Below are 26,671 nucleotides of genomic sequence, written 5' to 3'. Positions count from 1 at the left end.
ACTTGAATTCGCAACCTGTGTTATTGGAAAGTTAAAACAAAATTAATTATTTCAATGAATTGTGTTAACACTCATAGATTTAATCTATATAGAGGGGATTGATGCTGCTCCCCAAAGAAGTAGGCATGATTGTTCGATTAACCTGAAAGCGAGGCATTCTAAGTGAACTTAAGTCTTCTAAAGTTACATATTGTAGAGCTACTGAATAAGCACCATAAAATTACCACGGTCGCCGAGCTTCTTGGCCTAAAGCAACCCACCGTTACTTTTCATATGAAAAATCTGGAGCGTGAATTCGGAGTGAAGCTGTTTGACACACGTATGGGTAAAATCATCCTGACGGATGCTGGAAATGCGCTGCTGCACTATGCCACTAAAATTAATGCACTGGCTGCTGAAGCTGAGCGAGTCGTCCGCGAGTTCGATACGCTCCAGCGGGGAAGTATACGTATTGGCGCAAGCTATGTACCCGCTACCTACCTGCTTCCTGCTGTGCTGCACCGCTTTGCCCGTGAGCATCCGGGCATTCACATCGCCTTGTCCGTGAAAACAGCGCCCGTGATCAAGGACATGCTCGCTCGCCACGAAATTGACCTTGGCATCATTTCGGCAGAGCCGTTTCAATCCCCAACGCTACTCTCCGAATCCTTGGGCGAAGATGAATTGATGCTCATCTGCTCACCCACTCATCCGCTCGCCAACGAAACCGATTTGACACCCGAGCTTATCGCTTCTTCCTCCTTCGTATTACATGGCAAGGAATCCAGCACACGCCACGTGACCGACAAATGGCTGGAGCGTGGGAGTCGGCGACTTCCTTCCTATCTGGAGCTGGATTCACTGGAAGCCATCAAACAGGCGGTTATGCTGGGAGAACACATCTCCTTTGTCTCTCGCATTGCCGTTCAGTCAGAGGTTGAGCGGGGCTTACTGGTTGTAAGACCTATTCCGGGGCAGTCTGTTGAGCGGTACATCTATATGGTCAGCAACAAAGACCGCCATCGCTCGGCGCTCATTCACAGATTCACCGAATATTGTTCATGGAACCAAGATTAAATCTTACCTGTCATATAGAAATTATGTAATTTTTTAACCGGAGTACCCTCTTGCTTTGACATACGACTGACAATACACCCGTAAAGTGTAGCGTGTAACCTATTCGGACGAACAGGAGAGGATGAAATGAAAACAGGCCTTCGTATCACCAAATTGATGTCGGTAGTAACTCTAAGTGCAGTGCTGCTCGTAACAGGATGGAAAGGAGCAGAGCCGGTACAAGCTGCCGCCAATGCCACACCAAGCTATGAGGTGAAGCTGCTACTGGATACGGCTCAGGTCCTCAATGCGGATGGCTCATTAAAAAGTGGCATCGTGAACGAGTTTCAAATTAGCGAAGATGCACAACGATTGAGCGTCGAGTATTTTGATACAAATTCATTGCAATTGAATGACGAGGGCTGGAACGTGAGATTTCGTAAAAAAGAGGACAAAAAGAATTATGAATTAACCTACAAAAAGCGCTATACGGTCACAAATGGAAATATCGACGCGGCGCTCACCCAAGCGAATAAAGATGGGTTCAGTGCATCTGATGATAATTATGAGGCTGAGGTGGATTGGGGATACAGCAAGCAAACACTAAGCTTTTCCAATGATAAGAAGACAAACGCCTCCAAAGGATTGGCTCTGCCTTCCCCAGATCAAGCATTAAAGCAATTGCAGGATAATCTTCCGGGCAAGCTGCAAAACTGGAAAAACAGCAATTGGGGTAAACAAACCTTAGCAAACTCCAGAGTACGCGGTCCTGTACAGGTCAGTAAATACGAGGGTAGCTTTCAGGGATTGGATACCGACGTTGAAATATGGCCTATTCGCAGCGCAAACGGATCAGGTACAGAAAATATTATCGAAATCTCCTTCAAAACCTCGGATTACAGTGTTGCCGCCAGCAACCGCACCAAGCTGATGAACCTGCTGCAATCCAAAGGATGGCTGGTTCCCGCCGATTCCCTGAAAACGAATTTGGTACTGGAACGCTACTAAGCTAATCCAACATAAAAAGGAACCGAGGCGCCACCCTGTTGAGGGTGATACGAACGGTTCCTTTTATTATTATTTATATGACTACGAAGTCATGATGTCAAAGTTGCTTGCTTACATACGTTCCGGTGCAGACACGCCCACCAGCTTCAGTACGTTGGCAATGGTAGTACGCACCGCACCAAACAACGCCAAGCGTGCCTGCGTTTGAGCGGCATCCTCTGTGATGACGCGCTCTGCCTTGTAGTAGCTGTGGAACAATGAAGCCAGCTCGTAGACATAGCGAATCATACGGTGTGGTGCAAAGTTTGCAGCCGCCACCGATACTTCTTCCGGCAGCTCGCCGATTTTGCGTAACAGATCGTATTCATGCTCAGCCGTCAGCTTGGACAAGTCAACTTCTGCCAACGGCAGCACAGCAATACCTTGCTCTTCGGCTTGACGATATACGCTGCATGCACGTGCGTGCGCATATTGCACGTAGAATACTGGATTCTCATTGGAGGTAGAAATCGCCAAATCCATGTCAAAATCCAGGTGCGAATCCATGCTGCGCATAGTGAAGAAGTAACGGATCGCGTCTACACCCACTTCTTCCATCAGATCTTCCATCGTCACGGCCTTGCCGGTACGTTTGGACATTTTTACTTTTTCCCCATTTTGGAACAAGCTGACCATTTGGGCAATCAGCACTTTAAGCTTATCCGGGTCATTGCCCAGTGCTTCCATTGCTGCCTTCATCCGTGGAATGTAGCCGTGGTGATCCGCTCCCCAAATGTTGATGATCGTGTCATACCCACGAGCATATTTATCGCGATGGTAAGCAATATCCGGGGTCAGGTACGTGTATGTACCGTCATTTTTGATCAAGACGCGGTCTTTATCGTCGCCGTACTTGGTCGTATTCAGCCATGTAGCTCCGTCCTTCTCGTAGATCTCCTCACGGTCACGCAGCTCATTCAGCGCTTTAAGCACTTCACCGTTTTCATACAACGACGTTTCGCTAAACCAGGAGTCAAAAGGTACACGGAACAGTTCCAGATCGCGCTTGATCTTGTTCAGTTCCTTTTCCAGACCGTAGTCACGGAAATAAGCAGCGCGATCTCCCGGTTCCATAGACAACAGAGAATCTCCCTTTTCGGCCACCAGTTCCTTGGCAAACCCGATGATATCCTCACCATGGTAACCATCCTCGGGCATCTCCGCAGGCTGTCCCAGCTCCTGCAAATAACGCGCTTCAATAGAACGGCTCATGTTGTAAATCTGGTTACCCGCATCATTAATGTAGTATTCACGAGTTACTTTGTATCCAGCAAAATCAAGCACGTTGCAAAGAGCATCCCCTACGGCTGCACCACGTGCATGACCTAAGTGAAGGCTACCCGTCGGATTGGCGCTGACAAACTCGATTTGCACCTTTTTGCCCGCACCTTCCTGTATACGCCCGTAATCTGCCCCCTGCTCCTGCACCTGTCCAATAACAGCATAAAGGTAGCTCTTGTTCAGGCGGAAGTTAATAAAGCCCGGTCCAGCGATTTCCGCACTTTCAATAGAAGCAGAAGCTAAATCCATATTCGCGATCAAATCTTCAGCAATTTGCCGTGGGTTCTTCTTCGCAATGCGAGTGAGCTGCATCGCGGCGTTGGTGGCCAAATCACCGTGTGACTTGTCCTTCGGTACCTCCAGCGTAATGGTCGGCAGCTCTTCGCGGCTCACGATTCCGGTAGCCAGCACCGCCGCCTCAATTGCTGAGGTCACCTTTTGATTAATAAGTTCCAGTGGATTGCTTGTCATGATTATTGCTCCTCCTGTATATGCAAACTGATGGCAAAATGCCCCGAGAAATCCTCAAATACGTACAGATCATAGGTCCAGCTCACATGTCCGGTGAATCCATCCATCCGAATATCGAGCTTCTGCGTATGCGCAGACATGTTCAGGTTTAAATAAGGCGAGCGGTAAAATCCAGGCAACCTGCGTCCCAGCGCAAACGACTGCTCTGATTGTACCTCACCATGACGAATCAGCTTTAGCTCATCCGGTCCGATTTTGACTGTGTTCCGTGTCGTACCGCCCTCAGGACTTTCTTGCGGCTCATCGTACCTTATATATAGATGCTTCCCACGCACGATCGCTTCTCCGGGAAGTTCCTGTACCACATCTTCTCCGTCATGATGACTATGAAGACGGATTCGGACCTTTGCATTATGTGGCATGTATTCAAACTCCATTCTATTGCTATCCTACTGTACTACTATATCCAGTTCCCGATTGCAATTCAAATGAGTTTTTACAAAAAGATGCTTTCATCCAAAAAATTTAGCTACCTTAAGTCAGCTTCATCGGATGCTTGGCTAAAACTTTCAATGAATCGAGAGGCTAGAGAAGACATGTATTTATCCTTCAGCCAGACAGCTGCCACACGCGTATGCAATTCTTCACACATAATTTCCTTAATGATTAACTGGTTATTGCTTCCGAGTGACAACGCAGACCGCGAAATCATACCGATCCCCAGTCCTTCATTAGCCCAGTGAAGCGTGGTGCGGGCATCATCGTTTTTGCAAAAGAAATTTGGCTCAAAGCCATGCTTCATACAGGTATCGTGGATCAATTGTTCAAAGCGGCGATATACGATGAGCGGCCTGTTTTTCAAATCAGACAACGGGATGGTCTTCTGTTCGGGGTTCCAGTCATGTTCTTCTGTCATCACTGCTATCATCGGCTCGGAGGACGCATATCTGCACCCTAAATCGGTGGTATTAAAAGGGGTTCTGACGATACCGACCTCTACAATTCCTTTGTTCAAAAGATCAAGAATCATGAAGGTATTTCCCTCATGAATTTCGAATTTTACACCCGCATAGGTTTTATGAAATTCGGAAAGCCTGTCTTTCATCAGGGCTGCGCCGGAAGAGGAGACCGTTCCAATGGTGAGCGTCCCCTTCATCCCCAAGGCAAAATCGTTTATTTCTCTCGTTGTGGCATCTGTCAGCTCCAAGATCTGCTTGGCCCTGTTCTGTAAAATGATGCCGGCCTCCGTCAACTGGATACTTCGTGAGCCTCGATGCACGAGCTTTACACCAAGCTCTTCCTCTAGCTGCATGAGCTGCTGACTTAAAGGAGGCTGCGCGATTTGCAGCTTTTTGGCTGCCGCTGTAATCTGTCCGGCCTCTGCGATCGCCAAAAAATACTTGAGATGTCTCAATTCCATCCTTATGGACCTCCGGTACTGATATATGTAAAACCTATACCTCTAATATATATTAAATATTATTCATATGGTTGGGGATGTGCCATAATCAAATTCAGTTATGCTATTGCGGCATGAGGCTATATACATTATTTAGGTTAGGTGATGGTTTATTTGCTGAAATTTGCTGTTTTTTTGAAACCTTATAAAAAGGAAACGATTCTTGGACCTCTGTTTAAATTGATTGAGGCCATCTTGGAACTATTGCTGCCTACTATGGTTGCTTTAATGATCAATCATGGCGTAGGTAAAGGAGACACCCATTATGTTTGGCAGATGGGTCTTTTGATGTTACTCATGACTATACTGGGCTTTGGCAGTTCATTAGTGTGTCAGTTTTACGCAGCCCGTGCCTCTCAAGGATTCGGAACTACGCTGCGCAATACGATGTTTAAGCATATTTCATCGTTTTCTTATGCTGATCTCGATAAGTTCGGTACGCCCTCGCTCATTAACCGGATTACGAATGATGTCAATCAGCTCCAAACGGCTGTAGCAATGCTGATTCGTCTGGTCATTCGTGCCCCTTTTATTTGTATCGGGGCTATTATCATGTCAATGATTCTGGATTTCCGCCTGGCTTTGGTGCTGTTGGCGGCTACACCAGTTCTGGCTTTGATCCTATATGTGGTCATTACGAAGGCTTCACCACTGTATCGTCGGTATCAGAAAAAATTGGATAAAATCGCCCTGGTGCTAAGCGAAAATCTTACAGGCGTACGGGTCATACGCGCATTTGCCAAAAGAGGAGCTGAACGAGTTAAATTCAACACTGCTTCAGATGACCTGACTCAGACCGCTATTCGTGTCGGACGTATTTCTGCTTTGCTAAGCCCTGCCACCTTGCTGGTGGTGAACGGAGCTATTATTGCAATCCTGTGGATCGGCGGCATCCATATCCAATATGGATCTCTTACACAAGGGGAGATTATTGCCTTTATTAATTACATTACGCAAATTTTACTGGCTCTGATTGTGGTGACCAATTTAATTATTTTGTTCACCAAGGCTGCCACTTCAGCAGCGCGGATTCAGGAGGTCCTAGACACGCAAGCTTCGATTTCCGACACTGCTGCTACTTCTACACCTATAGACAGGGAGGGAACAACTGAGCATGGCGCTGTACCAGCCATCTCTTTTGATCATGTTTCCTTTGGATACAATACGACAGGGCAACTGGCGCTTAGCGATGTAGTGGTAAACATCTATCCCGGTGAAACGGTCGGCATCATCGGAGGAACAGGTTCGGGGAAATCCACCTTTGTGAATCTCATTCCCCGCTTCTATGATGTAGTAGAAGGTCGTATAGAGGTTGATGGCATTGACGTACGGCAGTATAAGCTTGAGCAATTGCGGCAGAAAATCGGTATTGTTCCTCAGAAGGCGCTGCTGTTCACTGGAACTATAGCGGATAATATCCGTTGGGGGCATGAACACGCCACCGATGAGGAAGTCGCTCAAGCTGCAGCAATCGCGCAAGCAGATGAGTTCATTTCCAACTTGCCGGAGAAATTCGATGCTCCGATCACCCGAGGGGGGCTTAATCTGTCGGGAGGACAAAAGCAGCGACTTACCATTGCCAGAGCTATTGTCGGCAATCCACAAATTCTCATTTTGGATGACTCCTCAAGCGCACTTGATTTTGCTACCGATGCCGCCCTCCGTAAATCGCTACGGGAAAATAGCACCAGTATGACCGTCCTGTTGGTCTCGCAACGAGTAAGCAGCGTACAGCATGCTGATAAAATAATTGTGTTTGATGAGGGGCGGATTGTCGGTATCGGCACACATGAACAGTTGATGAGCAGCTCAGATGTGTATCAGGAAATTAATCATTCCCAGCTCTCAACGCAGGAGGTAGACCAATGAGTGGCAAGGAAACCTGGAGAAGATTGTTAACCTATGTGGGTCAATATAAAACAACAACATTTTGGGTCATCGTCAGTGCGTTTCTCAGCGTGCTTGCCAGTCTGATCGGACCCTACATGATTGGTCAAGCTATCGACCACATGGTGGATAAGGGAGCAGTGGATTTTAAAGGTATTGCGCAGATTCTAGCTGGATTAGGCCTTGTATATGTAGTAGGAAGTCTATTTAGCTGGCTGCTCACGTATTTGACGAACCGGATTGCTTTTCAGACTGTAAATGATATGCGGCGGGAATTATTTGATCATTTTAATATCCTTCCGTTAAGCTTTCATGACACTCATCCACAAGGAGACAGCATTAGCCGTTTTGTGAACGATATGGATGCTGTGTCGGATGGATTGCTACAAGGATTTTCCACATTGATTACCGGGATTATTACAATTATAGGCTCCATTGTACTCATGCTGTATATCAGTCCGATCATGACGTTGGTCGTATTGGTGTCTGCCCCGATCACATATGGCGTGGCACGGTTCATTACTACAAGGTCGCAGCGTATGTTCCGCGAACAGGCCAAAATTTTAGGAAGCCTGAACGGTTACGTCGAAGAAATGATCGGCGGACAACGGGTAGTTACCGCTTTTCATTATGAAAACCGCTCGCTTGAGGAATTTTCCGCCAGAAACGAACAATTGTATCAAGCCGGGGTGAAATCGCAGTTTTACGGATCATTGTCCAACCCCTCCACCCGATTGGTGAACAACATGACTTTTTCAGTCACCGCCATGATTGGCTGTATCTCCATCATTTTGGGCGTGATCTCGGTAGGCGGATTGTCGAGCTTTCTAATTTATACCAATTTGTTCGCCAAGCCCTTTAATGAAATTACGGGTGTGCTGACCCAGTTCCAGGCAGCTACGGCTTCTGCTCAACGCATATTTTCGATTTTAGACTCACCGCCAGAGCAGTCGGAAAAATCGAACGCCGTACAGCTGGAGCGCAGCAAAGGCACGATTCTTTTTGATCATGTCAAATTCTCCTATAATCCTGAACGTACGCTCATTACGAACTTTAGTCTGGAGGTTAAGCCAGGCACTCGTGTGGCCATTGTCGGGCAGACCGGAGCTGGTAAAACCACACTCGTCAATCTGCTCATGCGGTTTTACGATGTGGACAGCGGCTCGATATCCATCGACGGAATGAATATCAACGACATGAGCCGGGACAGCCTGCGGACTAACTTTGGTATGGTACTTCAAGATACTTGGCTGTTCAGCGGGACCATTCGGGACAATATCGCTTACGGGAAGCCGGAGGCTACAGACGAAGAAGTCATCGCGGCTGCAACAGCTGCCAATGCGCATAGCTTCATCAAACGACTGCCTCATGGCTACGATACGGTCATCAGCGGATCGGGCGATAGCCTGTCGCAAGGCCAAAAGCAGCTGCTCACTATCGCGAGGGTGATCCTGGTCGATCCACCTATGCTGATTCTGGATGAAGCGACCAGCAGCATAGACACCCTGACAGAAGCGCGTATCCAAAAAGCATTTATGAAAATGATTGCCGGACGCACCAGCTTTGTGATCGCCCACAGACTATCGACCATCCGCGAAGCGGATTTAATTTTATACATGAAAAACGGCGATGTCGTCGAAAGTGGTACCCATGAGGGACTTCTTGCCAGCGGCGGCCATTATGCCTCGCTCTATAACAGCCAGTTCACTACGGCTTAAAAGACTGACCGGATACGGTCGCATCATTAAGGTCAACGTTCTTTTAAAAAGTCGGTTGCTTTTTAAGCAAACGGCTTTTTAAATTTTTCTTTGATAAATTCGCCTCTTATATTATATAATAAAACACGAACAAATGTTTCTGTTTCATCTAAACCTTATGGTTTGTGTATAGCCAACACCTATGCATGGGTTCCAGTTGGGAGGCTGAATATGGATATTAATGAATTTCAAAAGTGGGTCAAGCAATATTATCAGGAGAGAAACTGGTCTGATTTGGATATCTTTGTCCGAATTGGTTTCTTGGCAGAGGAAACCGGGGAGGTTGCGAGAGCTATTCGCGCCCTGGAGATCGGCAGAGACCGGCCTGATGAGATCGATGGTTCATTCGAGGAGAACAAGGACCATTTAACTGAAGAACTTGGAGACGTACTGGGTAATCTCATCGTGATCGCCAACAAGTATGACATCACCTTGGAGGATATATTTCGAACACACCAGCAAAAACTTGCAAAAAGATATACATAAAGGAGAATCTCATATGAAAAGCATTGCTGTTTTTTGCGGTTCCAGTAATGGAGCGTCTGAGATTTATCGAGAGCATGCTGTTGCTCTGGGCAAGACACTTGCCGAACAGGAAATAAGCCTGGTTTATGGAGGAGCAAGTGTTGGTTTAATGGGTGCAGTGGCTGACGCTGCACTTCATGCAGGAGGTCGCGTCATCGGTGTGCTCCCTCACTTTTTGCAAAGCCGTGAAATTGCACATAATGGCCTGAGCGAATTAATCATTGTTGATTCCATGCACGAACGAAAATCTAAAATGGCAGAGATTGCGGATGGATTCATTGTTTTACCAGGTGGCCCAGGTACAATGGAAGAATACTTTGAAATCTTCACATGGGCGCAATTAGGCTTGCATGAAAAGCCATGCGGTCTTTTAAACATTAACCATTATTACGATCCTCTTATTACCTTGTTCGATCGTATGGCTGAGGAACAATTTATGCAGGAAAAATATCGTGCGATGGTAATTACGGATACCACTCCGCAAGGAATCCTACGGCAATTTACAAATTACACTCCTCCTGCCGTCAAAACATATCTCAAAAGCAAACGGACCTGACATTAGGAATGGCACATACTGCTCAACAGATATACCAATTAATTTAATAGTTATAAAAGGAACACCACCGTCAACGTTATTCCAGTGGTGTTCCTGTAAAATTGAGGAGAATTGCAGGCTTTTATTCTCCCCAATCGTCACGTTCACTTTTACAACTGCATTTAATTATGTAGTCATCCAATGAATGATGTCACGCCTAACGAGAACCCCAATTTTAAATCCCAGCGCCCGTAGCGGTTGGATGGTCCATTTGCTCACTTTCCTGAAAATCCCTGCGATACAACCAGCCGATCAAGATAGCAATGGTCGTCATAGCCGCGGCCAACAAATACACCTGTACCATACCGAAACGGTCTGCATACCAGCCCATAAATAACAAGGACAGACCGAAAGCGAGATTTGTAAGCACATCAATTCCCGCCATCACTTTGGGCAGCTGGGCTGCCGGTGCACTGGTTTGCAGCAAGGTGCGGCGAATAATCCCAGCCATTTGAACAGGTAAGCCTGATACAGCAAAAAGAATAAGCGCAGCAACGGGGATTGTATTCAGCGCAAATACAATTGTAATCAGTACATACACCAGCAACGCTCCGAGCATGTACAAAAAGCTGTTCTTTTGCAATCGCTTGACCAAGCCAACGACAATCAATCCACCCAAGATCGTGCCCGAGAAAAAGGACGCATTCATAAAGCCCCACCAGCTTGCATCCCGATGCAGCACTTGACTGACGTACGCCAAAATAAATACGCCGAGCCAGGAGACTCCCCCAATACTATCCACACTATCGACGATCATCAGAGAACGAATACGACGGTTGTGCCAAATGATTTTCCAGCCTTCCCCAAGCTCTTTCCAATGGGAGCCTTTTTCCTTTCCCTTTGCAGGTTCTACTAGATTTGTTGAGGAATCCGAAGCTTCAAGACTTAATTCCTTCTGATCCAGTGGATCGCGGACGAAGGACGTGACAGTTACAGCTACGAGATAACAACCGGATGCGATCACAAGCGTATTCAGGGAACCCAGCCAAGCCACAATAATTCCGCTCAACGCCCAGCCTGCACACCTGACCACCTGATCACTGACCGCTACCATGCCGTTGGCCCGCATTAGCCCTTCACCCGTAGCCAAACGGGGTACAAGCGCATTACGCGCAGGATTTGTCCAGCCATCCAGAAAAGACATACCAAACACCATCACAAAAATAAATAGAAACGACCTCTGCTCCGGTACGATCCACAAATAAAGCAGCAGCAGCGTAAAAATGACAAACTGCCCAAACTGGGAAAATAGCAACACGCGCGTCAGCCGAAATCGGCCGAGGACGATCGGTGCAACGAGCCCACTAAGCACTTGGGCAGACAATCGGAACAACGGGATTAAAATAGTCGTCATTAAGGAATTACTTGAACTGAACACCAATACCACTACACTCAACATGTAGATGATATCTGCTACGTTGGAGATCGTCTGAGACCCCCACAGGTAATAAAAAGAGCGTCTGATCAAAAAAGTTTCCCCCTCTTTGGTACATCGCCAATTTAGGTATTTCCATAACCAAACCTCCCTTGTTGATATTACAAATCTGTTAATTGTCTGGTTTTTTGTATATTCTACGTACACCCTTAAATTTCCTTCTTTTATCTTAAAAGGAAATCCGGTGTCCAGTATGCTTTCATAGCCTTTTCCAAATCTTATCCAACACAAAAAAGCGCCTATAGCGCTCTTTCTCACCCAAAAACAGGCAATAAAGACCACTAAGGCGCTTCTTAAAATGTTTACTTCGTTAAATCTTCCACAAATTTAGGTAATACAAACGCCGCTTTGTGTAGACGCGGACTGTAATATCGGGTGTCCATCTCTGGAATTCGGGTCTCGTCTACTTCGAGCGGATCATACTTCTTACTACCCAACGTGAAGGTCCAAAGACCGCTCGGATAGGTCGGAATGTTCGCACCATACACACGCACAATCGGGAAAATTTCCTTCACATCTTTGTTGACCTTCTGAATCAGGTCTGCCTTGAACCAAGGATTATCCGTTTGCGCAACGAAAATGCCGTCTTCCTTCAACGCTTCAAAAATACCTTGGTAAAACCCGCGCTCAAACAGCGGGGCTGCCGGACCTACCGGCTCCGTCGAATCGACCATAATGACGTCGTATTCATTTTTGTGTTCAATAATGTGCATGTATCCGTCATTGACCAGCACTTCTACATTAGGCTCGTCCAGCTTTCCTGCGATTTCAGGCAAATATTTTTTGGAATATTCAATCACCTTACCGTCGATCTCAACCAATACAGCCTTCTCCACTTCAGGGTGCTTGATAACCTCACGAATAACGCCGCCATCGCCACCGCCCACAACCAAAACTTTTTTCGGATTCGGATGTGTATTCAAGGCCGGATGTGCTACCATTTCGTGATACACAAATTCATCCTTAACCGTTGTCATCACCATGCCATCCAGAACAAGCATATTGCCGAATTCCTCAGTCTCGATCATAGCCAGATCCTGAAAATCTGTTTTCTCAGAGACGTAGGTTTGTTTGATTTTTGCTGTAATGCCGAAAGAGGGAGTCTGCTTCTCCGTAAACCACAAGTCCATCATTCCAACCTTCTTTCTGATCAAAGTATGTGTCCGGCAATCCGGTAGCATAAACGTTGACTTTCCTTATATCAGCAACACGCAAACGCCGAGTTTGCTATATTTATTGTACCAAACGCATTGGAATTTCACACTTTTTGCATTATAAGTGATACCTGAATGGACTGCAAAAGCAATTTGGAGATTTAATCTTGTTTAAAATAGACACGTGTGTGTATCTGATGAATAGACGCTTTCGGATTGACTATACTGAGAACATCAACTATGGAAGGAGGTGGCATGATGACCGATACGACCGGGCGATCCCCCAAGCGTAAACCGCTTTGGCTTCGATGCTTTCAAGGACTGATGTCTCTCACTATTCTGACGGTCATCGCCGCCTGCATCCTGCTCGCCTATTTGTACACGACCAGCCTTCCGCTCGCGGATACGGATCGGAATTCACGTCTACTCGATAGTCAAGGGCAAGTCATCGCCACTTTCTCTGCTGGAGGCAAAGAATCCATTCCGGTCCAGCTTGATCACATTTCACCCGATTTGATTGCAGCTACCCTGGCTGTGGAAGATCGGAAGTTTTACGATCATTTTGGCTTTGATTTCAAAGGTCTGGGCCGGGCGGTAATCGTTAATCTGACCCGCTGGGATATGTCGCAAGGGGCCAGCACGCTGACTCAGCAGCTTGCACGCAATCTGTACTTATCTCATGAGAAAACGTGGACTCGCAAGGCCAAGGAGGCCATCTATACCGCACAGCTTGAAATGAAGTACACCAAGAATGAGCTGCTGCAAATGTATTTGAACGAAATTTACTATGGTCATGGCGCCTATGGCATTGAAGCGGCTTCGCAAATGTATTTCGGTAAATCCGCAAAGGATCTGGATTTGGCCGAAAGCGCCCTGTTAGCAGGTATTCCGAAAGGACCGACCTACTATTCACCGTATAATCATATGAAAAATGCAAAGGATCGGCAGAAAATTGTACTGGACTCCATGGCGCTCACCGGCAAAATTACTCCGGCCGAAGCCACCAAGGCCTATGAGGAAATGCTGGCCCTGCGGCCCGAGAGCCAGCGCCGGACAGTGGAAGCCGCTCCCTGGTTCCGCGATTACGTCCGCCAACTGGCGACTCATCAGCTTGGGATTAGCGAAGGGGTGCTTGAGCATGGTGGCCTGAGCATTTATACCACGCTGGACATGCACATGCAGCAAGCAGCCGAGGCGGCTGTAAACGAGGGCATGAAGAGCAGCAACGGACTGGAAACCGCGTTAATCTCCATGGACCCGCGCAACGGACATGTCAAGGCCATGGTCGGTGGAACGAACTATGTCGGGAATCAATATAATCATGCGCTGGCCACAACCCGGCAGCCAGGCTCCGCTTTCAAGCCGATTATGTATCTGAGCGCGCTGGATTCCGGCGAATTGACGAGTACGTCCAAGTTCGAAAGCCGACCGACGTTGTTCCACTACGATAACAACCGCAAGACCTATAAGCCCAAAAATTTTGGAGATAAATATTTGGGCGAAATAGATCTTCGGCGCGCAATTGCGGCGTCCGATAATATCTATGCTGTTAGCACCATTTTGAAGGTGGGAACGGATAAGGTCATGGACCTCGCCAGCAAAATGGGCATTACAAGCGAGCTCAAGCCCGTACCTTCGCTGGCGCTGGGCGTGTCGCCCGTCAGCCCGTTCGAGATGGCCTCGGCCTTCTCGGTCATCGGCAGCGGCGGGCAAAAGGTGGCTCCGGTGGCAGTGCTGCGCATCACCGATGCGGCCGGGCGGTCGCTGTACGAAGCGCCCCAAGCCGCGCCCGTGCAGGTGGTGAAGCCCGCCTCCGCCTACGTCCTCACACGCCTCATGGAAGGCGTGTTTGAAGAAGGCGGCACCGGCAACCGGGTCGCGAAGCTGATCAAGCGCCCGGTCGCCGGCAAGAGCGGCACGACCAACACCGATGCGTGGATGGTCGGCTTTACCCCCGAGCTGTCCACCGCTGTCTGGGTCGGCTACGACAAGGGCAAGGCCATCAGCACACAGGATGCCCGACGGGCGGCTCCGATTTTTGCGCAATATACGGAGAAAGCGCTGGAGAATGTGCCGCCCAAAATCTTCCCTATCCCTGACGGCGTAGTCAGCGCTTATATTGATCCGGCCAGCGGCAAGCTGGCTGCATCGGACAGCCCGGACAAGCGGCTGGAGGTATTCGTCAGCGGCACGGAGCCAAAGGATACGCTGTCGGGGCAAGATAACCCACCGGCAGCAACGCCAACTGACCAAGCGGAGCGACAAGCCGAAAAGAAATCGTGGTGGGGCAATTTTAAGCGTTGGTGGATGGATTAATAGCAAAAAAAGACTGGGAGAACGCGATGAGCGCTCTCTCAGTCTTTTTATTTTCGCTTCACTTACCTCATTTACCCATTTACCTCTCTTGCCAGTGCCATCAGCCATCATCCCGTTAAGCCCCGCTCTTCCCTAAAGCTGCGCGATTACCAATAACAGCTAAACGACTCAATACGGTTAGTGTCTACACCGTAATAAAACCAAAAACGACCACTCCACCGGAAACCCGCTACGGATGTCCTGCCTACAAAGACAGGGTACATCCAGAAACGCTCCCCGTTCGTCAGCCATACAAACGTGTTGCGGAACAAACAACCGAAAATGGCTCCAGGGTCAACCGCATACGCCGAAACCAGCGGCTTCGGTGGCGTAAATTGCGGTGGTGGGGAAGTTGGTGCTTGAGTTTGCTGCCCACCTTGCGGACCGAATGGCCCCTGCGGCGGCGGTGAGAACGGCTGTGGCGAAAATGGCCCTGGGCCTGGTGGCGGACCTATCGGAGATGGGAAGGAATCCTGCATATCAGGAAATTGTGGAATCGAAGGACCTGACGGCGTGAATGGACCCGGAGTACCCGGTTGCGTTCCGAAAGGAACTTGTGGCAGTAAAGACATGTGTTTCACTCCTTGTGTTCTAGGCTGATGTATCCTATGCGGGACATCAGCCCGCGGACTGGGCGAATCCCCATATCGCCGCCAAACTCCGCTATTTCGTCCTTTTACATCAAAAATTCTTATTTCCTGTTACGATTAACTCCCTTTCTGAACATGCTCCAGCTCAATTTCATGCACCATTTTAATCTCGACTCGTTTCCTTAGCTCATAATACCGTTCCAGCAGTCGGTGCTCAACCCCCAACTGTTCATTCATCCAGCCTATAATAGAGTCATCGTGATGTTCGTTAGACCAGCTAAACAAATCGCTATATAGCTGACCAAATGATTCCTCATTGCTGCGAGCGAACCGGATCGGTCGGGCTGTATAGCTTAGCTTGAGTTCCAACATCTCATATAGCACGTCCAAACGATATTCCAATGCCTGTACATCTTCTTTGGATGCATCGTAGCTTTTTATATCCTGAACGAGCTCCCTAAAGGTTAGCCCTACATGCTGCATAGCAAAATAAGACCACACACAACTGCCTGTAGCCGTTCCATGAGCCTCCCAAAACGGATTCCACAGGATAGAGCGAATCGTATCCTTCTGCCCTTCTCCAAACAATGCTATTCCAGCAATAATTCCTGCATTACAGTCTACGGAAGCATGTTGCTCTCCCCAATGTACCAATCGCGGAATCATATCTTCAGTAGTGCATTTAAAGCTTAACAGAGGTAAGAATTCATTAAACAAATTCTGATCCAACACTTTTTCCAATTCAGCCGCTAGTTGTTCACGATACGGTTCGCATGGAAGATGTACCAGTCCCAAACAGGCATCCACAGACGCAACTCCATATGGCCCATTCACCAAAGCGACAAGATCAGCAGCAGCCTCCACATAACCCAAATAACCTAGCACATACAGCACACCGTCAGGTATATGTTCTGGGGATGCCTGATTTTGAACGTAACGCTCGTACATATCCTGCGCCAAAGTAACATCCCCGCATCTCATGATCGGCTGGAGGAGTAACCCCCGGATATAATGATGGGGATCTTCTACAAAAAGCCTGTATAACTCCCAAGCATCCTCCATGGTCCCATATTGGGCAACCACATCCGTATAAGCGGAAATGATGCTGGCGTCCAGCTTCTTGCCTGAGCCGAACATATCAATAAGCCCTGCTGTCGCGTCCATCATCCTGTTTTCCCCTTTCCCATGTTTGCATACCTTTCTTTATGAAGCACTTCTCCACTGTTGAATATTTCTATTAAAAAAGAGGAAAGATGTTATCATCTACGATCCAGTCTAGGGAGTTGATCTCATGCAAGATTCCAGTCCAAAAATTACAACATTTTTCATGTTCTCAGGTCAAGCAGAAGAAGCCATGCAATATTATACCTCTGTATTTAAGCCGTCTGGTATTATGAGCATTTTTCATCAGGAAGATGGAACCGTGTTACATGCCGTATTCAACCTCAAAGGGCAGACTTTTATGGCTATTGACCAAAATCATCACAACAAACACCCTTTTACCCCAGCTCTATCGCTACTCGTCACTTGTGATTCGGAAGAAGAAATCCATAGCGTGTTTGACCAGCTATCTCAGGAAGGCCGAGTTCTAATGCCCCTTGAAGCCTCTCCCGTAAGCCAACAATTTGGGTGGGTTGAAGATAAATACGGAGTCTCATGGCAATTGAACCTGGCAAAAGACTAAATTTCTTCTCTAAACGATCCAGCAGACTCTAGAAGTCTATGAAAAAACAATAGACCATGCTCCATCTTTTTTTGGTAATATTATATTTAATAGGTGCCAGTAAAAGGATGTGTGTTTATTGTATAGTGCAAATTGTGAACAATGTTTTGGTTTATGCTGTGTAGCCTTGCCTTATGCAAAATCAGCTGATTTTGCTTTTAATAAGGATGGAGGAACTCCTTGTCAAAACCTAAATGCGGATTATCGTTGTGATATTCATAAGAATCTAAGAAACAACGGCTTGCGAGGCTGTACGGTATATGATTGCTTTGGAGCAGGTCAAAAAATTTCCCAAGTTACATACAACGGAAAAAGCTGGCGAGACCACCCGGCAATAGCTGAGGAAATGTTCAGTATATTTCCCATCATGCAACAGCTTCATGAAATGCTTTATTACCTAAATGAAGCCCTTAACTTAAAAGAAACTCACCCCATCTATACAGACTTACAAAAAGCTATGGCGAAAACCGAGCAGCTTACGGATCAAGATCCAAAATCCCTCATAAATCTTCATGTACCAACCCATAGGGCGTTAGTCAATGATTTACTTTTACAAACAAGTGAGTTAGTACGAGAAAAAGGTAAGAAAAACTTAGAGCGCAATAAATATAATAAAAAAATCAGGAGTAGAGACCTTATCGGGGCAAATTTGAGAGGCGCCAATCTTAGGGGTGCCAATTTGAGAGGAGTTTTACTTATTGCTGCTGACCTCCGAGAAGCCGATATGAGAATGACCGACCTTATCGGTGCGGATTTTAGAGACGCTGATTTAAGTGGAGCTAATCTGGAAGGAAGTATTTTCCTTACACAAGCGCAATTAAATTCGGCTAAGGGCAATTGTAAAACCAAACTGCCCCCCTCTCTAAGCATTCCCGGCCATTGGCTGCATTAGTTTTTTTCTAAAGAAACATTGCTTACCTACATGAAAAAGAAATAGACCGCCCCCCACAAAGGTAACGGTCTATTGTTGGACCCTACTGCCGACTGCTCTTTAAGCAGTGGTTGTATACTGGAGTCGTGTTAGCGCACGACTCCTTTACTATTCTTACCTCAGTATAGCTCATTTTATAACGTAAATACAGCTTTTATCTTCAAAAATTTTACTGTTCACTCCGTACTTTCACTTATCCGGTGCATATTGCTCTGTAGTGCTTTCCTGATGAAAACAGACTTGTTCCTTACATCCATAACGAATAGTAGATCCAGTATCCTCATAATAGCCCACATCTTCGAAATTAGCGGGCCTTGTGGCTTCAATTAGATTCAGCAAATCCTGCGCGACTTCTTCTATAGACTCTTTCTCGGTGTCCCCTCCTATAGCTGGGCCTCCTGGTCCCTCGTATGCAGTCAATATCCAGCTTTGCCCATTTGGATCTGTTGCCTTAATTATGTACTCATATGCTTCTTCAAAATTTTCTGATGTCCTTTGAGGTTCTCCAAATAAAGTAATTAGCGCTCCTCTAAACTGAGCAACAGTCTCCTCTTCCAGCGATGTAGCATGAAGAATATTGGATGTCATCAATGAAGCCTTTTGATCATTAATTTTTTTATAAGTATATTTCGTTATGTACTTCTCACCTGAATATTTTTTACTTTCTGGGGCTGTTTCCTGTTGATCTAATGTTATTGGATTTTGTTTAGAAGCATTCAGTACCAAGCCACAAACAATCGCAAGAACGATAACCGCAACTGCTATATATTTGTTAATCATACTCTCTCCCTACTCCCAAAGCCTATTTGGCTACGGAAACATTTTAATATAAATCAAGGCTACAGAAGATGCACCAAAATCCCCTTATTCTTCTTCGTTCAGAAATTCCTTTAATCTCCGACTTAAAGCTGTATACTGCTCTGCATTGGTGTCCGAAAAAGCCTCCTCCCGGTTGGAGTATACATCCTGATACTGTGGAGGGATTGAAAATTGCGACCTCGTAAAATCTATAATGTCCTCACCAATGCGGTTGTAATAGTGCCAACCACTATCCAGCCATGTCCTCAAAATATCGCCGCCAAGCCTGTCCTGAACGACAAGCGCTGTGACACCACATTGTCCAGCCGCAGGATTATTTGCTATCCATTTAGAGCTAGACTCCAAAGACCAAGCTTGAAACAACGCCTTTTCTAATTCTAAAAAAACGGTTTGCATTCAACATGCGCCTCCCTCTTCGATTCCATTCTGCACTTATGGTGAACGTGCTTTATTTATTTCAACCCGTATTCCACACTCTATGAATCTTGGCTTCTGCTTCTTTCAGTTCTAGCAAATATATGTCTGGATTCGAAAGTTTTTTCCACTCCTCAAAACCAAACTGCGGATCGTAATGTCGAATGAGAAGAGATAGTAAAGCTCCATGAGTTACAATGATAACCGTTTTTTCCGCCCGCTCTATAAGCTCCTGGACAAGCTGGATTCCTCGATCTGCTGCTTCACGAGATGATTCTCCTCCCTCCAGCTTCAAGTCCTCGTCCAAATACGTCTGCTCCAGCACGTCCAGCCAATGATCCAGATGCTCACCGCTTAATACACGTTCCTGAAGACGTAGATCAGTATATACCTGCAACTGTCTACGCTCAGCCAAGGGCTGAATGGTTCGCACGGCCCGTTTCCATGGACTGGACACAATATATTCCACACCTACATTCTCCATAAAATCAGCCAACTGCTCAGCTTGCCGGGTACCTTCATCGGTGAGTCGGGCATCTGGTTCCTGTCCGGTTGCTTGGGCATGTCTGACAAAATAAATTTTCTTCACGTCATCACTCCTTAACTGTCACACAAATTTAAAATTCTGCATATTTACAAATAATTATTTTTATGTTATAATATTGGTTTACATATTTGGATTTCATGATACGATTCCTTTGTATTACATCAACTCTTATGGGAGGGATTCGATGCAATTAGACAAGGGAATACACATACTCCAGGTTTCTGCTAACATCATGGGAAGTATAGAGAGTATTCACCCCACTTTAATGTGGGACGAAGATAACATGATTTTAGTCGATACGACTTACCCCGGGCAACTCTCACTTTTACATGAGGCTATTCTAGACACCGGATTAGCAATCCATAAACTTACCTCCATATTAATAACACACCAGGATCTTGATCATATCGGCAGTTTAACAGATATAATCCGGGCTTCCTCATCCCCAGTTCAAGTATTAGCCAGTTCTATCGAAAGGCCTTATATACAAGGAGAAAAACAGCTTATAAAGCTGACTCCAGAAGCAATAGATCAAGCTGTAAGCTCCATGCCCGAATCCGTTCCGGTAGAATGGAGACATGCATTCCGGCGTACACTTGAAAATCCCCCAAAGGCTATTGTAAACTCCATCATCGTTGCCGGAGAGGAATTGTCCTTCTGTGGGGGGATCGTAGTTATAGATACTGCTGGTCATACACCAGGACACCTAAGTTTCTATCATAAATCCAGTCAAACCCTGATTGCAGGAGATGCCCTACGCGTAGTAAGCAGCAAATTATTGGCTCCAGACCCGCAATACTGCTGTGATTTCAATATGGCCAAAGAATCTCTTAAAAACCTGCTGCCTTATGATATTAAAAAAGTGATCTGCTTTCATGGAGGGCTGTACGAAGGCAATTGTAATCAGCGGATATCTGAAATATGTGAATCCTAGCTTTTGATTACATGGTCATACCCGATCCTTGACCGATCAGATAATCATCTAAAGAAAAGACTAACCAGGAATTCCTGGTTAGTCTTTTCTGAATGAGAACTAGGCTTTTAAGTGGACTCTTAATACGGGTACTTCTGAAGAGGCAGATGTTCCTTCCAAGATTTCCACATGGCTGATCATCTCTTGCCCGTCTGGAACGATTACCGGAGTAATTACAGGCAATCCCCCCTGTTGAATCGCGTCTAGATCAAACTCCATCAGTAATTGCCCTGCTTTAATGTTATCTCCTGTTTGAACGTGAGGGTTAAACCCTTGTCCTTTGAGGGAAACTGTATTAATCCCGACATGTATCAAAATTTGTACACCAGATTCATGCTCAATGATCAGAGCATGCTTACTTTTCTCCATCACGTGGACGACTTTACCCGTAAAAGGAGCAGTCACTTTACCTTCAGTCGGATGAATAGCGATGCCTTCCCCCATAGCCTTCGTAGAGAACGCAGGATCTGGAACCTCTTCAAGGGAAACCACTTTTCCTTTGATTGGTGCTACCATGTCGAATTCTTCAATACGAGGAGCCGCCTTCTTTTTCAACCATTTAAACATAACGATGCCACCTTATTTAGAGATTACATTCATAAACAGTGAATAGGACTTAACTACATCTTTCAAGGAACCGGTTCCACAAAATGAATAAAAAGAGGAGTGGAAGCGATTTCTATCTGAATTATAGTGAATGCCTTTCCAGGATGTCAAGATGCTTCTCTCCGTTTCTAGAATCACTCCATTTAAAGATACAGAAACATTTTATAGCGAGCATACTTTACATCCTTTCACTAAAATTGCATAATGATCAGTTGTAAAGTATGCACATTCATATTATATACTTACCTAAAGGAGAGTGTAATTTATGAGTGAACCCTGTGTTCCGTCTGGCGTGGTCCTAAAAGACACTGGCTTTGGATATACGTTGTCCTTAATAAGCGGTAAATATAAAATGATCATTATATATTGGCTTTTTGAAAATAAGGTTATGCGACATAACGAGCTGAAGCGAAGTATCGGTACCATTTCCTTCAAAACACTAAGCATCATGTTAAAAGAGCTAGAGGCAGATGGCCTTATCATACGCAAGGAATTTCCCCAGATCCCTCCAAAAGTTGAATATTCACTATCTAAACGTGGCCTTTCTCTCATTCCATTATTAAATATGATGTGCGAGTGGGGAGAGGAAAATGGTTTGCCAGCTCTGGAGGACGGACAGCAATAGACATTCCTATTACAGGCTGTCAATAAAATTCAAATAATCTCGTGCGCTTTTCTCCAATTCGCTTTCGGACGTACCAATCTCATTTTCGCCAGACTCTTTTTCTGTACCATAAAACGCAAAGAACGAACGATAATCTGCATTGCAATATAGGAAGGTTGTTTCAAAAGGAGATAATAGCTGCTCAAGTGTATGGCGATATCTTCCTTCTTCACTATAATCTTCTTTTTTACTTCCGGCAGATACTGCTAAAGCAACCTTACGATTCTTTAATTTGTCACCTCCATTTGAACCATGAGCCCAGCCATAAACAAAAACATCGTCAAGCCATTTTTTAAGGAGAGGCGGACTGTTAAACCAATAAACTGGGAACTGTAAAATGAGATTGCTATGTGATTCAATGAAGTGCTGCTCTTTTTCCACATCAATGTTCCCGTCTGGGTAAACCTTATGCAATTCGTGGATAGTATACTTTTCTGGATATTTTTTGAGTTCTTCTACCCATCGCCTATTTATGACAGATGCCTCGATGCTTGGATGTGTAACGATAACAAGAGTTTTCAAAGAATTGTCCTCCTTAAGTATTATTTATTTTTGAGTATAAAGTGAGCGCTACAAATATGTAAGTATGCACTTTCAGGACAACTACTTACTAAAAGGTTAGTGTCAACTCAGATAAATAAAAAAAGCAGCCCACAGAAGTGGCTGCTTTTTTTACTGCGTTAACGCTGGGCCTATCCTTCCAGCGCCTGCTTCAATTCCTCAGGCGAAGCGTCCCACCATTCCTCGTTATGCGAAATTAGCAGGCTTTTAAGCGCTGCTCTATCTTCGCTGCCGAGATCATCCAGCATGAAACGACGCTTGAGCGCGTAATCCATACGGTTGACGTGATCGGCGAGGATTTTCCAGCCGCGTTTGGCTTCGTCGTCAATCAGCATCTCGCAGGCGGTGGCGCCGCCGTACATACGTCCTTCGGGCGTACGATCCACGGCTACCCATACGAGCCATACCTGCCGTCCATTCGGTACATCCTCTTTATTCGTAGAGAACTTGATACCACGTTCTACTTTACTTTTGGCATGCATGGCACCGATATCAATTTTCGCTTCTCCTCGGTCAATGATGACCGGGGACATGCTGTTCAGGTCAATTGAGCCTGCGCCGAAACCCTTATGTTTACTCTTGCCACTGACAATGTTCAGTGCAATCTGTTTTTTGCCGTCCGGCTGATTTTCACTCATGCGTCACTAGACCTCCATTTTCCGTCTTCACACTCATTCTACACTATAAATATTTTAACTAATAATCTCCTGAAAGCAAACATATACATGCTGTAGATGCTTGTCAACGGGAGGTATCCATTGTATGACCCCAGCACGCACTAAAATCGTTTTATTGTCTACACTAGCCCTCGGTCTCCTCGCAGGGACGTTATGGTTTGCCTGGCAGCCCCAATCGCAATCAGACCCGCAGTCCATAGGCCAACCACTATACGGCTCCCTGTCTGAGTCTGCGCTTGCCCCAAATATGGGCATGCCTCTAGGGGCAAACATCCTGCCTGACCTGCCCAAGAACCCTCCACAGCCCGCTACAGAAATCCTCAGCAAACGGGTGGTAGAGTACCACATTGATGTGTCTCTGGAAAAAGGACAGGTTTTGCGAGGCACTGAGACACTGACCTGGAGGCATCCGGGCAAGAAAACCGTGAATGATCTGTATCTTCATCTATACCCGAATGCCTTCTCTTCCATGGAAACCACCTTTATGAAGGAATCCGGTGGAAAGCTGCGCGGAGACACCATGCCCAAAGACGGCTTTGGCTCCATGACGCTGACTGAACTAAAAACAGAAGACGGTTTATCTCTCATGCACCGCATCCAATATGTGCAGCCAGATGACGGTAACGCAGGCGACCGTTCGCTCATGAAGGTGCGTCTACCCAAGCCGGTACGAGGTGGCGAAGAAATCACATTATATATGAAGTTTGAGGTAAAACTGCCCGCCATCTTCGCTCGTATGGGTGCGACAGATGATTTTGTAATGGCAGGACAGTGGTTCCCGAAGCTCAGCGTCTACGAGACTGCAGGGCAACGTGGACGCGCCGAAGAGGGCTGGAACCTCCACCAGTATCATGGTAACTCCGAGTTTTATGCCGATTTTGGAATTTACAGCGTACGGATTCGGGTGCCTGAAACTCATATCGTAGCAGCGACCGGATTTCCCACCCGTGGTGCCGTCCGACAGAACGGCCAAAAAATATATCAATTTTATGCCGATGATGTACACGATTTTGCCTGGTCCGCTTCACCCAACTTTGTAACCGTAGAAGAACCCTTTTCTTCTGCTGAAGTCCCTGGTGTCAAAATCAAGCTCTACCTTGACCCGTCGCACAAGGAGCTCAAAGGGCGCTATATGAGCGCAGCGAAGGCCGCTCTTTCGTACTACAGCAAATGGTACGGGCCTTATCCATATTCCACCCTATCCATCGTGGTTCCACCCAAATCAGGCAATGGAGCCGGCGGTATGGAGTATCCGACACTCATCACAGCCGCTGCTGCGGGTAATCTAAATCCTGGCTATAGTCTGGAACGAACATTAGTTCATGAGATTGGACATCAATATTTCTACGGAATGGTAGCCAATAACGAATTTGAGGAGCCGTGGCTGGATGAAGGCTTCACCTCCTATGCAGAGGAGCGGCTTATGGAGCAAGAATATGGGCTTACCCCCAACTTGCCATTACAATCGGGACAGATAGCCTCCCCACAGCCGCTAAACCGCGAGTCATGGAAGTACGGCTCGGCTGCTGAGTACGCGCAAAACGCCTACTCTCGAGGCAAGCTGGTACTACGGGGCATTGAACGTCAGGTGGGTATGAAAAAAATGGATCGGATTATGCGGACCTACGTCCAGACGTACCGATTCAAGCATCCATCCTCCCAGGATTTTCAACGTATCGTGGAGAGAGCCACCGGACGCTCATGGAGCCACTATTTTGAACAGTATGTATATGACGGCCAGATGGCGGACTTTTCGGTGGATCATATCACGAACCAAAAGCTGGAGAATGGATATGAAGCAGTCGTGACGGTCAGCAAAAAAGGGGCGGATTATCCCAAGATCCCTGTCCAATTTACCTTCAAGGATGGTACCACGATATTCAAGGCTTGGGACGGCGCGGGCAAAAGCACAACTTTTCGGATCAAAAGTACTTCTCCCGTTTCCTATGTAACCCTTGATCCTCTATATACCATTGCACTGGAGAACAAGCACATTAACAATAGCCTAAAAGCCGAATTGGACGAAAAGCAACAAACCCGTTGGAATGTAAGTGTAACCAAGCTGTTAGAAACACTGCTTGGAAGTCTGTCATGGTGAGGTGTCTATAGATGCGGACTGTTATAAAAGAGGGCTGGGCGCTGGTGCGCATACGATTCTATATCGTTATCATTTTATTTCTGTATCGACTACTGTGGGGGGTGTTTCTCTATCGGCTGGTGCAGTCTGCCGTTATCCCGCTACTGCTCCGTTATCCTGATCAGGGTCAAAACGAGCTGGGACAGACCTTGTTTTGGATGGAGAGCCAGATTGCTCTGATGGACAGCCGGGAAGTACATGTGTATTTGTGGATACTACTAGGGGCGACTGTACTACGCATACTGATCACTCCCTTCATTAGAGCCGGAATATATCAAAGCCTGCATACCGATGCGACTGAACCGCAAAGCCTGTCCTTTTTCAAGGGTATGAAACGCCATGGCATGTCGTCGCTGTTGTATTACATCATCGAGTTGGGACTGCTGCTGCTTCCCGCCATTTGGGTAGTACCGAGACTCTACCCTATTGTAGCAGGAGCACTTCAATCTTCCTCTTATCTGCTGCATTTGTTGCCCTATGTCATGGGATGGATGGCATACGGATGGTTCATTCGGCAGTGCATCCTGTATATGCAACTGGGGACTGTCGGTGGTCACGCCATACTATCGTCCCTGCTCGCCTTCTTTCGCCAGCTCCTTCCAGCTGTCGGTATATCTCTTTTGCTTGGTGCTTGTGTGCTGCTGGTCTTCGGTCTATTTGGCACCGTGGCGATGATTTGGACTGGCATGCTGGCGCTCATTCTCCAGCAATCGTATCATTTTGTTACTAGTCTGGTCAGGCTGTGGCATATCAGTTCGCAGTACAGACTATGGCATACCGATATCTCCAGTAGAAGTTAAGCCCTGCCTTTATGTTTTTTACTTCATTTCCGTCTGTCGAAAAATCTTGATTCATATCCGCGCAAACGACACATAACTGAATACTGTTAACAACATCTGTTCCTTGGACATTAGGAGCAGATTTTTTTTGTAACTTTTTGCAATGAAACATTTGCCAAAGCCAGCCGTCTTTGTTACAATAATCGCAGTGAACTGATAGTAACAACTTTGTAATCTTTATTGTAACCT

26 protein-coding genes are annotated in these 26,671 nt (G+C 46.4%); 13 read left to right on the top strand and 13 right to left on the bottom strand.

The window, feature by feature from the left end:
- Nucleotides 1-162: 162 nt before the first annotated feature.
- Together MKY24_RS00670 and MKY24_RS00665 are read left to right on the top strand one after the other, a co-directional pair.
- Nucleotides 163-1,056 carry a LysR family transcriptional regulator gene (locus MKY24_RS00670; RefSeq protein WP_075153535.1) on the top strand — a complete coding sequence of 298 codons (894 nt, stop codon included), beginning with the start codon at nt 163-165 and terminating at the stop codon, nt 1,054-1,056.
- A gap of 126 nt (nt 1,057-1,182) precedes the next feature.
- Nucleotides 1,183-2,043, top strand: coding sequence for a hypothetical protein (locus MKY24_RS00665; protein WP_339201236.1), 861 nt, complete (start codon nt 1,183-1,185; stop codon nt 2,041-2,043).
- A gap of 111 nt (nt 2,044-2,154) precedes the next feature.
- Here the strand turns inward: MKY24_RS00665 and argS are convergent, their stop codons facing one another.
- The 3 genes from argS to MKY24_RS00650 all read right to left on the bottom strand — a co-directional run bounded on the left by argS (nt 2,155) and on the right by MKY24_RS00650 (nt 5,254).
- Nucleotides 2,155-3,834 carry an arginine--tRNA ligase gene (gene argS, locus MKY24_RS00660; protein ID WP_028542578.1) on the bottom strand — a complete coding sequence of 560 codons (1,680 nt, stop codon included), beginning with the start codon at nt 3,832-3,834 and terminating at the stop codon, nt 2,155-2,157.
- A 2-nt stretch (nt 3,835-3,836) separates the two neighbouring features.
- Entirely contained in the window at nt 3,837-4,271 is a 435-nt protein-coding gene (locus MKY24_RS00655; protein WP_013308207.1) for a DUF1934 domain-containing protein, read from the bottom strand.
- Between the two features lie 92 nt (nt 4,272-4,363).
- Nucleotides 4,364-5,254 (bottom strand): LysR family transcriptional regulator, encoded by an 891-nt coding sequence (locus tag MKY24_RS00650; protein ID WP_068939376.1) that lies wholly within the window; start codon nt 5,252-5,254, stop codon nt 4,364-4,366.
- A 153-nt stretch (nt 5,255-5,407) separates the two neighbouring features.
- Here MKY24_RS00650 and MKY24_RS00645 point away from each other — a divergent pair, with 153 nt between their 5' ends.
- From MKY24_RS00645 to MKY24_RS00630, 4 genes are all read left to right on the top strand, one after another.
- Nucleotides 5,408-7,162 (top strand): ABC transporter ATP-binding protein, encoded by a 1,755-nt coding sequence (locus tag MKY24_RS00645; protein WP_071559511.1) that lies wholly within the window; start codon nt 5,408-5,410, stop codon nt 7,160-7,162.
- Complete coding sequence (locus MKY24_RS00640) at nt 7,159-8,898, top strand: ABC transporter ATP-binding protein (RefSeq protein ID WP_076161135.1); 1,740 nt, start codon at nt 7,159-7,161, stop codon at nt 8,896-8,898. The genes MKY24_RS00645 and MKY24_RS00640 overlap by 4 nt, the downstream gene beginning before the upstream one ends.
- A 210-nt stretch (nt 8,899-9,108) precedes the next feature.
- Nucleotides 9,109-9,423, top strand: a complete 315-nt coding sequence (locus tag MKY24_RS00635) for a MazG-like family protein (protein ID WP_025718465.1) — start codon at nt 9,109-9,111, stop codon at nt 9,421-9,423.
- A gap of 13 nt (nt 9,424-9,436) precedes the next feature.
- Nucleotides 9,437-10,018: a TIGR00730 family Rossman fold protein gene (locus tag MKY24_RS00630; protein ID WP_254349278.1), complete on the top strand. Its 582-nt coding sequence runs from the start codon at nt 9,437-9,439 to the stop codon at nt 10,016-10,018.
- Nucleotides 10,019-10,232: 214 nt separating this feature from the next.
- On the opposite strand, the gene MKY24_RS00625 is transcribed toward MKY24_RS00630, so the two are convergent.
- Together MKY24_RS00625 and speE are read right to left on the bottom strand one after the other, a co-directional pair.
- Entirely contained in the window at nt 10,233-11,525 is a 1,293-nt protein-coding gene (locus tag MKY24_RS00625; RefSeq protein ID WP_209940751.1) for an MFS transporter, read from the bottom strand.
- A gap of 269 nt (nt 11,526-11,794) precedes the next feature.
- Nucleotides 11,795-12,622 (bottom strand): polyamine aminopropyltransferase, encoded by an 828-nt coding sequence (gene speE, locus MKY24_RS00620; protein WP_053324352.1) that lies wholly within the window; start codon nt 12,620-12,622, stop codon nt 11,795-11,797.
- A 282-nt stretch (nt 12,623-12,904) separates the two neighbouring features.
- Between speE and MKY24_RS00615 the strand changes: the two genes are divergently transcribed.
- Nucleotides 12,905-14,962: a PBP1A family penicillin-binding protein gene (locus tag MKY24_RS00615; protein WP_103744921.1), complete on the top strand. Its 2,058-nt coding sequence runs from the start codon at nt 12,905-12,907 to the stop codon at nt 14,960-14,962.
- Between the two features lie 146 nt (nt 14,963-15,108).
- Here MKY24_RS00615 and MKY24_RS00610 read toward each other — a convergent pair whose 3' ends face one another.
- Nucleotides 15,109-15,573 (bottom strand): hypothetical protein, encoded by a 465-nt coding sequence (locus tag MKY24_RS00610; RefSeq protein ID WP_028542587.1) that lies wholly within the window; start codon nt 15,571-15,573, stop codon nt 15,109-15,111.
- A 135-nt stretch (nt 15,574-15,708) separates the two neighbouring features.
- Nucleotides 15,709-16,758 carry a hypothetical protein gene (locus MKY24_RS00605; protein ID WP_028542588.1) on the bottom strand — a complete coding sequence of 350 codons (1,050 nt, stop codon included), beginning with the start codon at nt 16,756-16,758 and terminating at the stop codon, nt 15,709-15,711.
- Nucleotides 16,759-16,882: 124 nt separating this feature from the next.
- Between MKY24_RS00605 and MKY24_RS00600 the strand changes: the two genes are divergently transcribed.
- Nucleotides 16,883-17,275: a VOC family protein gene (locus MKY24_RS00600; RefSeq protein ID WP_028542589.1), complete on the top strand. Its 393-nt coding sequence runs from the start codon at nt 16,883-16,885 to the stop codon at nt 17,273-17,275.
- 118 nt (nt 17,276-17,393) lie between these two features.
- Nucleotides 17,394-18,206: a pentapeptide repeat-containing protein gene (locus tag MKY24_RS00595; RefSeq protein WP_049828494.1), complete on the top strand. Its 813-nt coding sequence runs from the start codon at nt 17,394-17,396 to the stop codon at nt 18,204-18,206.
- Nucleotides 18,207-18,434: 228 nt separating this feature from the next.
- Here the strand turns inward: MKY24_RS00595 and MKY24_RS00590 are convergent, their stop codons facing one another.
- The 3 genes from MKY24_RS00590 to MKY24_RS00580 form a co-directional block, all read right to left on the bottom strand.
- Nucleotides 18,435-19,025, bottom strand: coding sequence for a hypothetical protein (locus MKY24_RS00590; protein WP_028542591.1), 591 nt, complete (start codon nt 19,023-19,025; stop codon nt 18,435-18,437).
- An 84-nt stretch (nt 19,026-19,109) separates the two neighbouring features.
- The gene (locus MKY24_RS00585) at nt 19,110-19,460 is read right to left on the bottom strand and encodes a hypothetical protein (protein WP_028542592.1); all 351 of its coding nucleotides are present in this window, start codon (nt 19,458-19,460) and stop codon (nt 19,110-19,112) included.
- A 61-nt stretch (nt 19,461-19,521) separates the two neighbouring features.
- On the bottom strand, nt 19,522-20,067 hold the full coding sequence (locus MKY24_RS00580; RefSeq protein WP_028542593.1) for a histidine phosphatase family protein: 546 nt from the start codon (nt 20,065-20,067) through the stop codon (nt 19,522-19,524).
- A 142-nt stretch (nt 20,068-20,209) separates the two neighbouring features.
- Here MKY24_RS00580 and MKY24_RS00575 point away from each other — a divergent pair, with 142 nt between their 5' ends.
- Nucleotides 20,210-20,959: an MBL fold metallo-hydrolase gene (locus MKY24_RS00575; protein WP_053324346.1), complete on the top strand. Its 750-nt coding sequence runs from the start codon at nt 20,210-20,212 to the stop codon at nt 20,957-20,959.
- Nucleotides 20,960-21,058: 99 nt separating this feature from the next.
- Here MKY24_RS00575 and MKY24_RS00570 read toward each other — a convergent pair whose 3' ends face one another.
- Complete coding sequence (locus MKY24_RS00570; protein ID WP_025723771.1) at nt 21,059-21,565, bottom strand: PTS glucose transporter subunit IIA; 507 nt, start codon at nt 21,563-21,565, stop codon at nt 21,059-21,061.
- A 304-nt stretch (nt 21,566-21,869) separates the two neighbouring features.
- On the opposite strand from MKY24_RS00570, the gene MKY24_RS00565 reads away from it, so the two are divergent.
- Nucleotides 21,870-22,229 (top strand): helix-turn-helix domain-containing protein, encoded by a 360-nt coding sequence (locus MKY24_RS00565; protein WP_025723772.1) that lies wholly within the window; start codon nt 21,870-21,872, stop codon nt 22,227-22,229.
- 9 nt (nt 22,230-22,238) lie between these two features.
- Here MKY24_RS00565 and MKY24_RS00560 read toward each other — a convergent pair whose 3' ends face one another.
- Nucleotides 22,239-22,790: an NAD(P)H-dependent oxidoreductase gene (locus tag MKY24_RS00560; protein WP_028542595.1), complete on the bottom strand. Its 552-nt coding sequence runs from the start codon at nt 22,788-22,790 to the stop codon at nt 22,239-22,241.
- A gap of 170 nt (nt 22,791-22,960) precedes the next feature.
- Nucleotides 22,961-23,467, bottom strand: a complete 507-nt coding sequence (locus tag MKY24_RS00555) for a YwhD family protein (protein ID WP_028542596.1) — start codon at nt 23,465-23,467, stop codon at nt 22,961-22,963.
- A gap of 124 nt (nt 23,468-23,591) precedes the next feature.
- On the opposite strand from MKY24_RS00555, the gene MKY24_RS00550 reads away from it, so the two are divergent.
- Complete coding sequence (locus MKY24_RS00550; RefSeq protein ID WP_071559516.1) at nt 23,592-25,604, top strand: M1 family metallopeptidase; 2,013 nt, start codon at nt 23,592-23,594, stop codon at nt 25,602-25,604.
- Nucleotides 25,605-25,615: 11 nt separating this feature from the next.
- The gene (locus MKY24_RS00545) at nt 25,616-26,443 is read left to right on the top strand and encodes a hypothetical protein (RefSeq protein WP_028542598.1); all 828 of its coding nucleotides are present in this window, start codon (nt 25,616-25,618) and stop codon (nt 26,441-26,443) included.
- Nucleotides 26,444-26,671: the final 228 nt, after the last annotated feature.

Source organism: Paenibacillus sp. FSL P2-0322, from assembly GCF_037975315.1.
In the GTDB taxonomy this organism is placed as follows: domain Bacteria; phylum Bacillota; class Bacilli; order Paenibacillales; family Paenibacillaceae; genus Paenibacillus; species Paenibacillus polymyxa_B.
The sequence above is the reverse complement of the archived record's forward strand: the minus strand, read 5'-3'. Positions and strand labels throughout refer to the sequence as shown.

What these genes read in the sequence shown, in the direction of transcription:
- MKY24_RS00640 (WP_076161135.1), top strand. Translation starts at nt 7,159, where the DNA reads ATGAGTGGCAAGGAAACCTGGAGAAGATTGTTAACCTATGTGGGTCAA.
- MKY24_RS00600 (WP_028542589.1), top strand. Translation starts at nt 16,883, where the DNA reads ATGCAAGATTCCAGTCCAAAAATTACAACATTTTTCATGTTCTCAGGT.
- MKY24_RS00570 (WP_025723771.1), bottom strand. Translation starts at nt 21,565, where the DNA reads ATGTTTAAATGGTTGAAAAAGAAGGCGGCTCCTCGTATTGAAGAATTC.
- speE (WP_053324352.1), bottom strand. Translation starts at nt 12,622, where the DNA reads ATGGACTTGTGGTTTACGGAGAAGCAGACTCCCTCTTTCGGCATTACA.
- MKY24_RS00590 (WP_028542591.1), bottom strand. Translation starts at nt 19,025, where the DNA reads ATGATTAACAAATATATAGCAGTTGCGGTTATCGTTCTTGCGATTGTT.
- MKY24_RS00610 (WP_028542587.1), bottom strand. Translation starts at nt 15,573, where the DNA reads ATGTCTTTACTGCCACAAGTTCCTTTCGGAACGCAACCGGGTACTCCG.
- MKY24_RS00575 (WP_053324346.1), top strand. Translation starts at nt 20,210, where the DNA reads ATGCAATTAGACAAGGGAATACACATACTCCAGGTTTCTGCTAACATC.
- MKY24_RS00655 (WP_013308207.1), bottom strand. Translation starts at nt 4,271, where the DNA reads ATGGAGTTTGAATACATGCCACATAATGCAAAGGTCCGAATCCGTCTT.
- MKY24_RS00550 (WP_071559516.1), top strand. Translation starts at nt 23,592, where the DNA reads ATGACCCCAGCACGCACTAAAATCGTTTTATTGTCTACACTAGCCCTC.
- MKY24_RS00630 (WP_254349278.1), top strand. Translation starts at nt 9,437, where the DNA reads ATGAAAAGCATTGCTGTTTTTTGCGGTTCCAGTAATGGAGCGTCTGAG.
- MKY24_RS00615 (WP_103744921.1), top strand. Translation starts at nt 12,905, where the DNA reads ATGACCGATACGACCGGGCGATCCCCCAAGCGTAAACCGCTTTGGCTT.
- MKY24_RS00650 (WP_068939376.1), bottom strand. Translation starts at nt 5,254, where the DNA reads ATGGAATTGAGACATCTCAAGTATTTTTTGGCGATCGCAGAGGCCGGA.
- argS (WP_028542578.1), bottom strand. Translation starts at nt 3,834, where the DNA reads ATGACAAGCAATCCACTGGAACTTATTAATCAAAAGGTGACCTCAGCA.
- MKY24_RS00545 (WP_028542598.1), top strand. Translation starts at nt 25,616, where the DNA reads ATGCGGACTGTTATAAAAGAGGGCTGGGCGCTGGTGCGCATACGATTC.
- MKY24_RS00565 (WP_025723772.1), top strand. Translation starts at nt 21,870, where the DNA reads ATGAGTGAACCCTGTGTTCCGTCTGGCGTGGTCCTAAAAGACACTGGC.
- MKY24_RS00605 (WP_028542588.1), bottom strand. Translation starts at nt 16,758, where the DNA reads ATGATGGACGCGACAGCAGGGCTTATTGATATGTTCGGCTCAGGCAAG.
- MKY24_RS00665 (WP_339201236.1), top strand. Translation starts at nt 1,183, where the DNA reads ATGAAAACAGGCCTTCGTATCACCAAATTGATGTCGGTAGTAACTCTA.
- MKY24_RS00635 (WP_025718465.1), top strand. Translation starts at nt 9,109, where the DNA reads ATGGATATTAATGAATTTCAAAAGTGGGTCAAGCAATATTATCAGGAG.
- MKY24_RS00585 (WP_028542592.1), bottom strand. Translation starts at nt 19,460, where the DNA reads ATGCAAACCGTTTTTTTAGAATTAGAAAAGGCGTTGTTTCAAGCTTGG.
- MKY24_RS00555 (WP_028542596.1), bottom strand. Translation starts at nt 23,467, where the DNA reads ATGAGTGAAAATCAGCCGGACGGCAAAAAACAGATTGCACTGAACATT.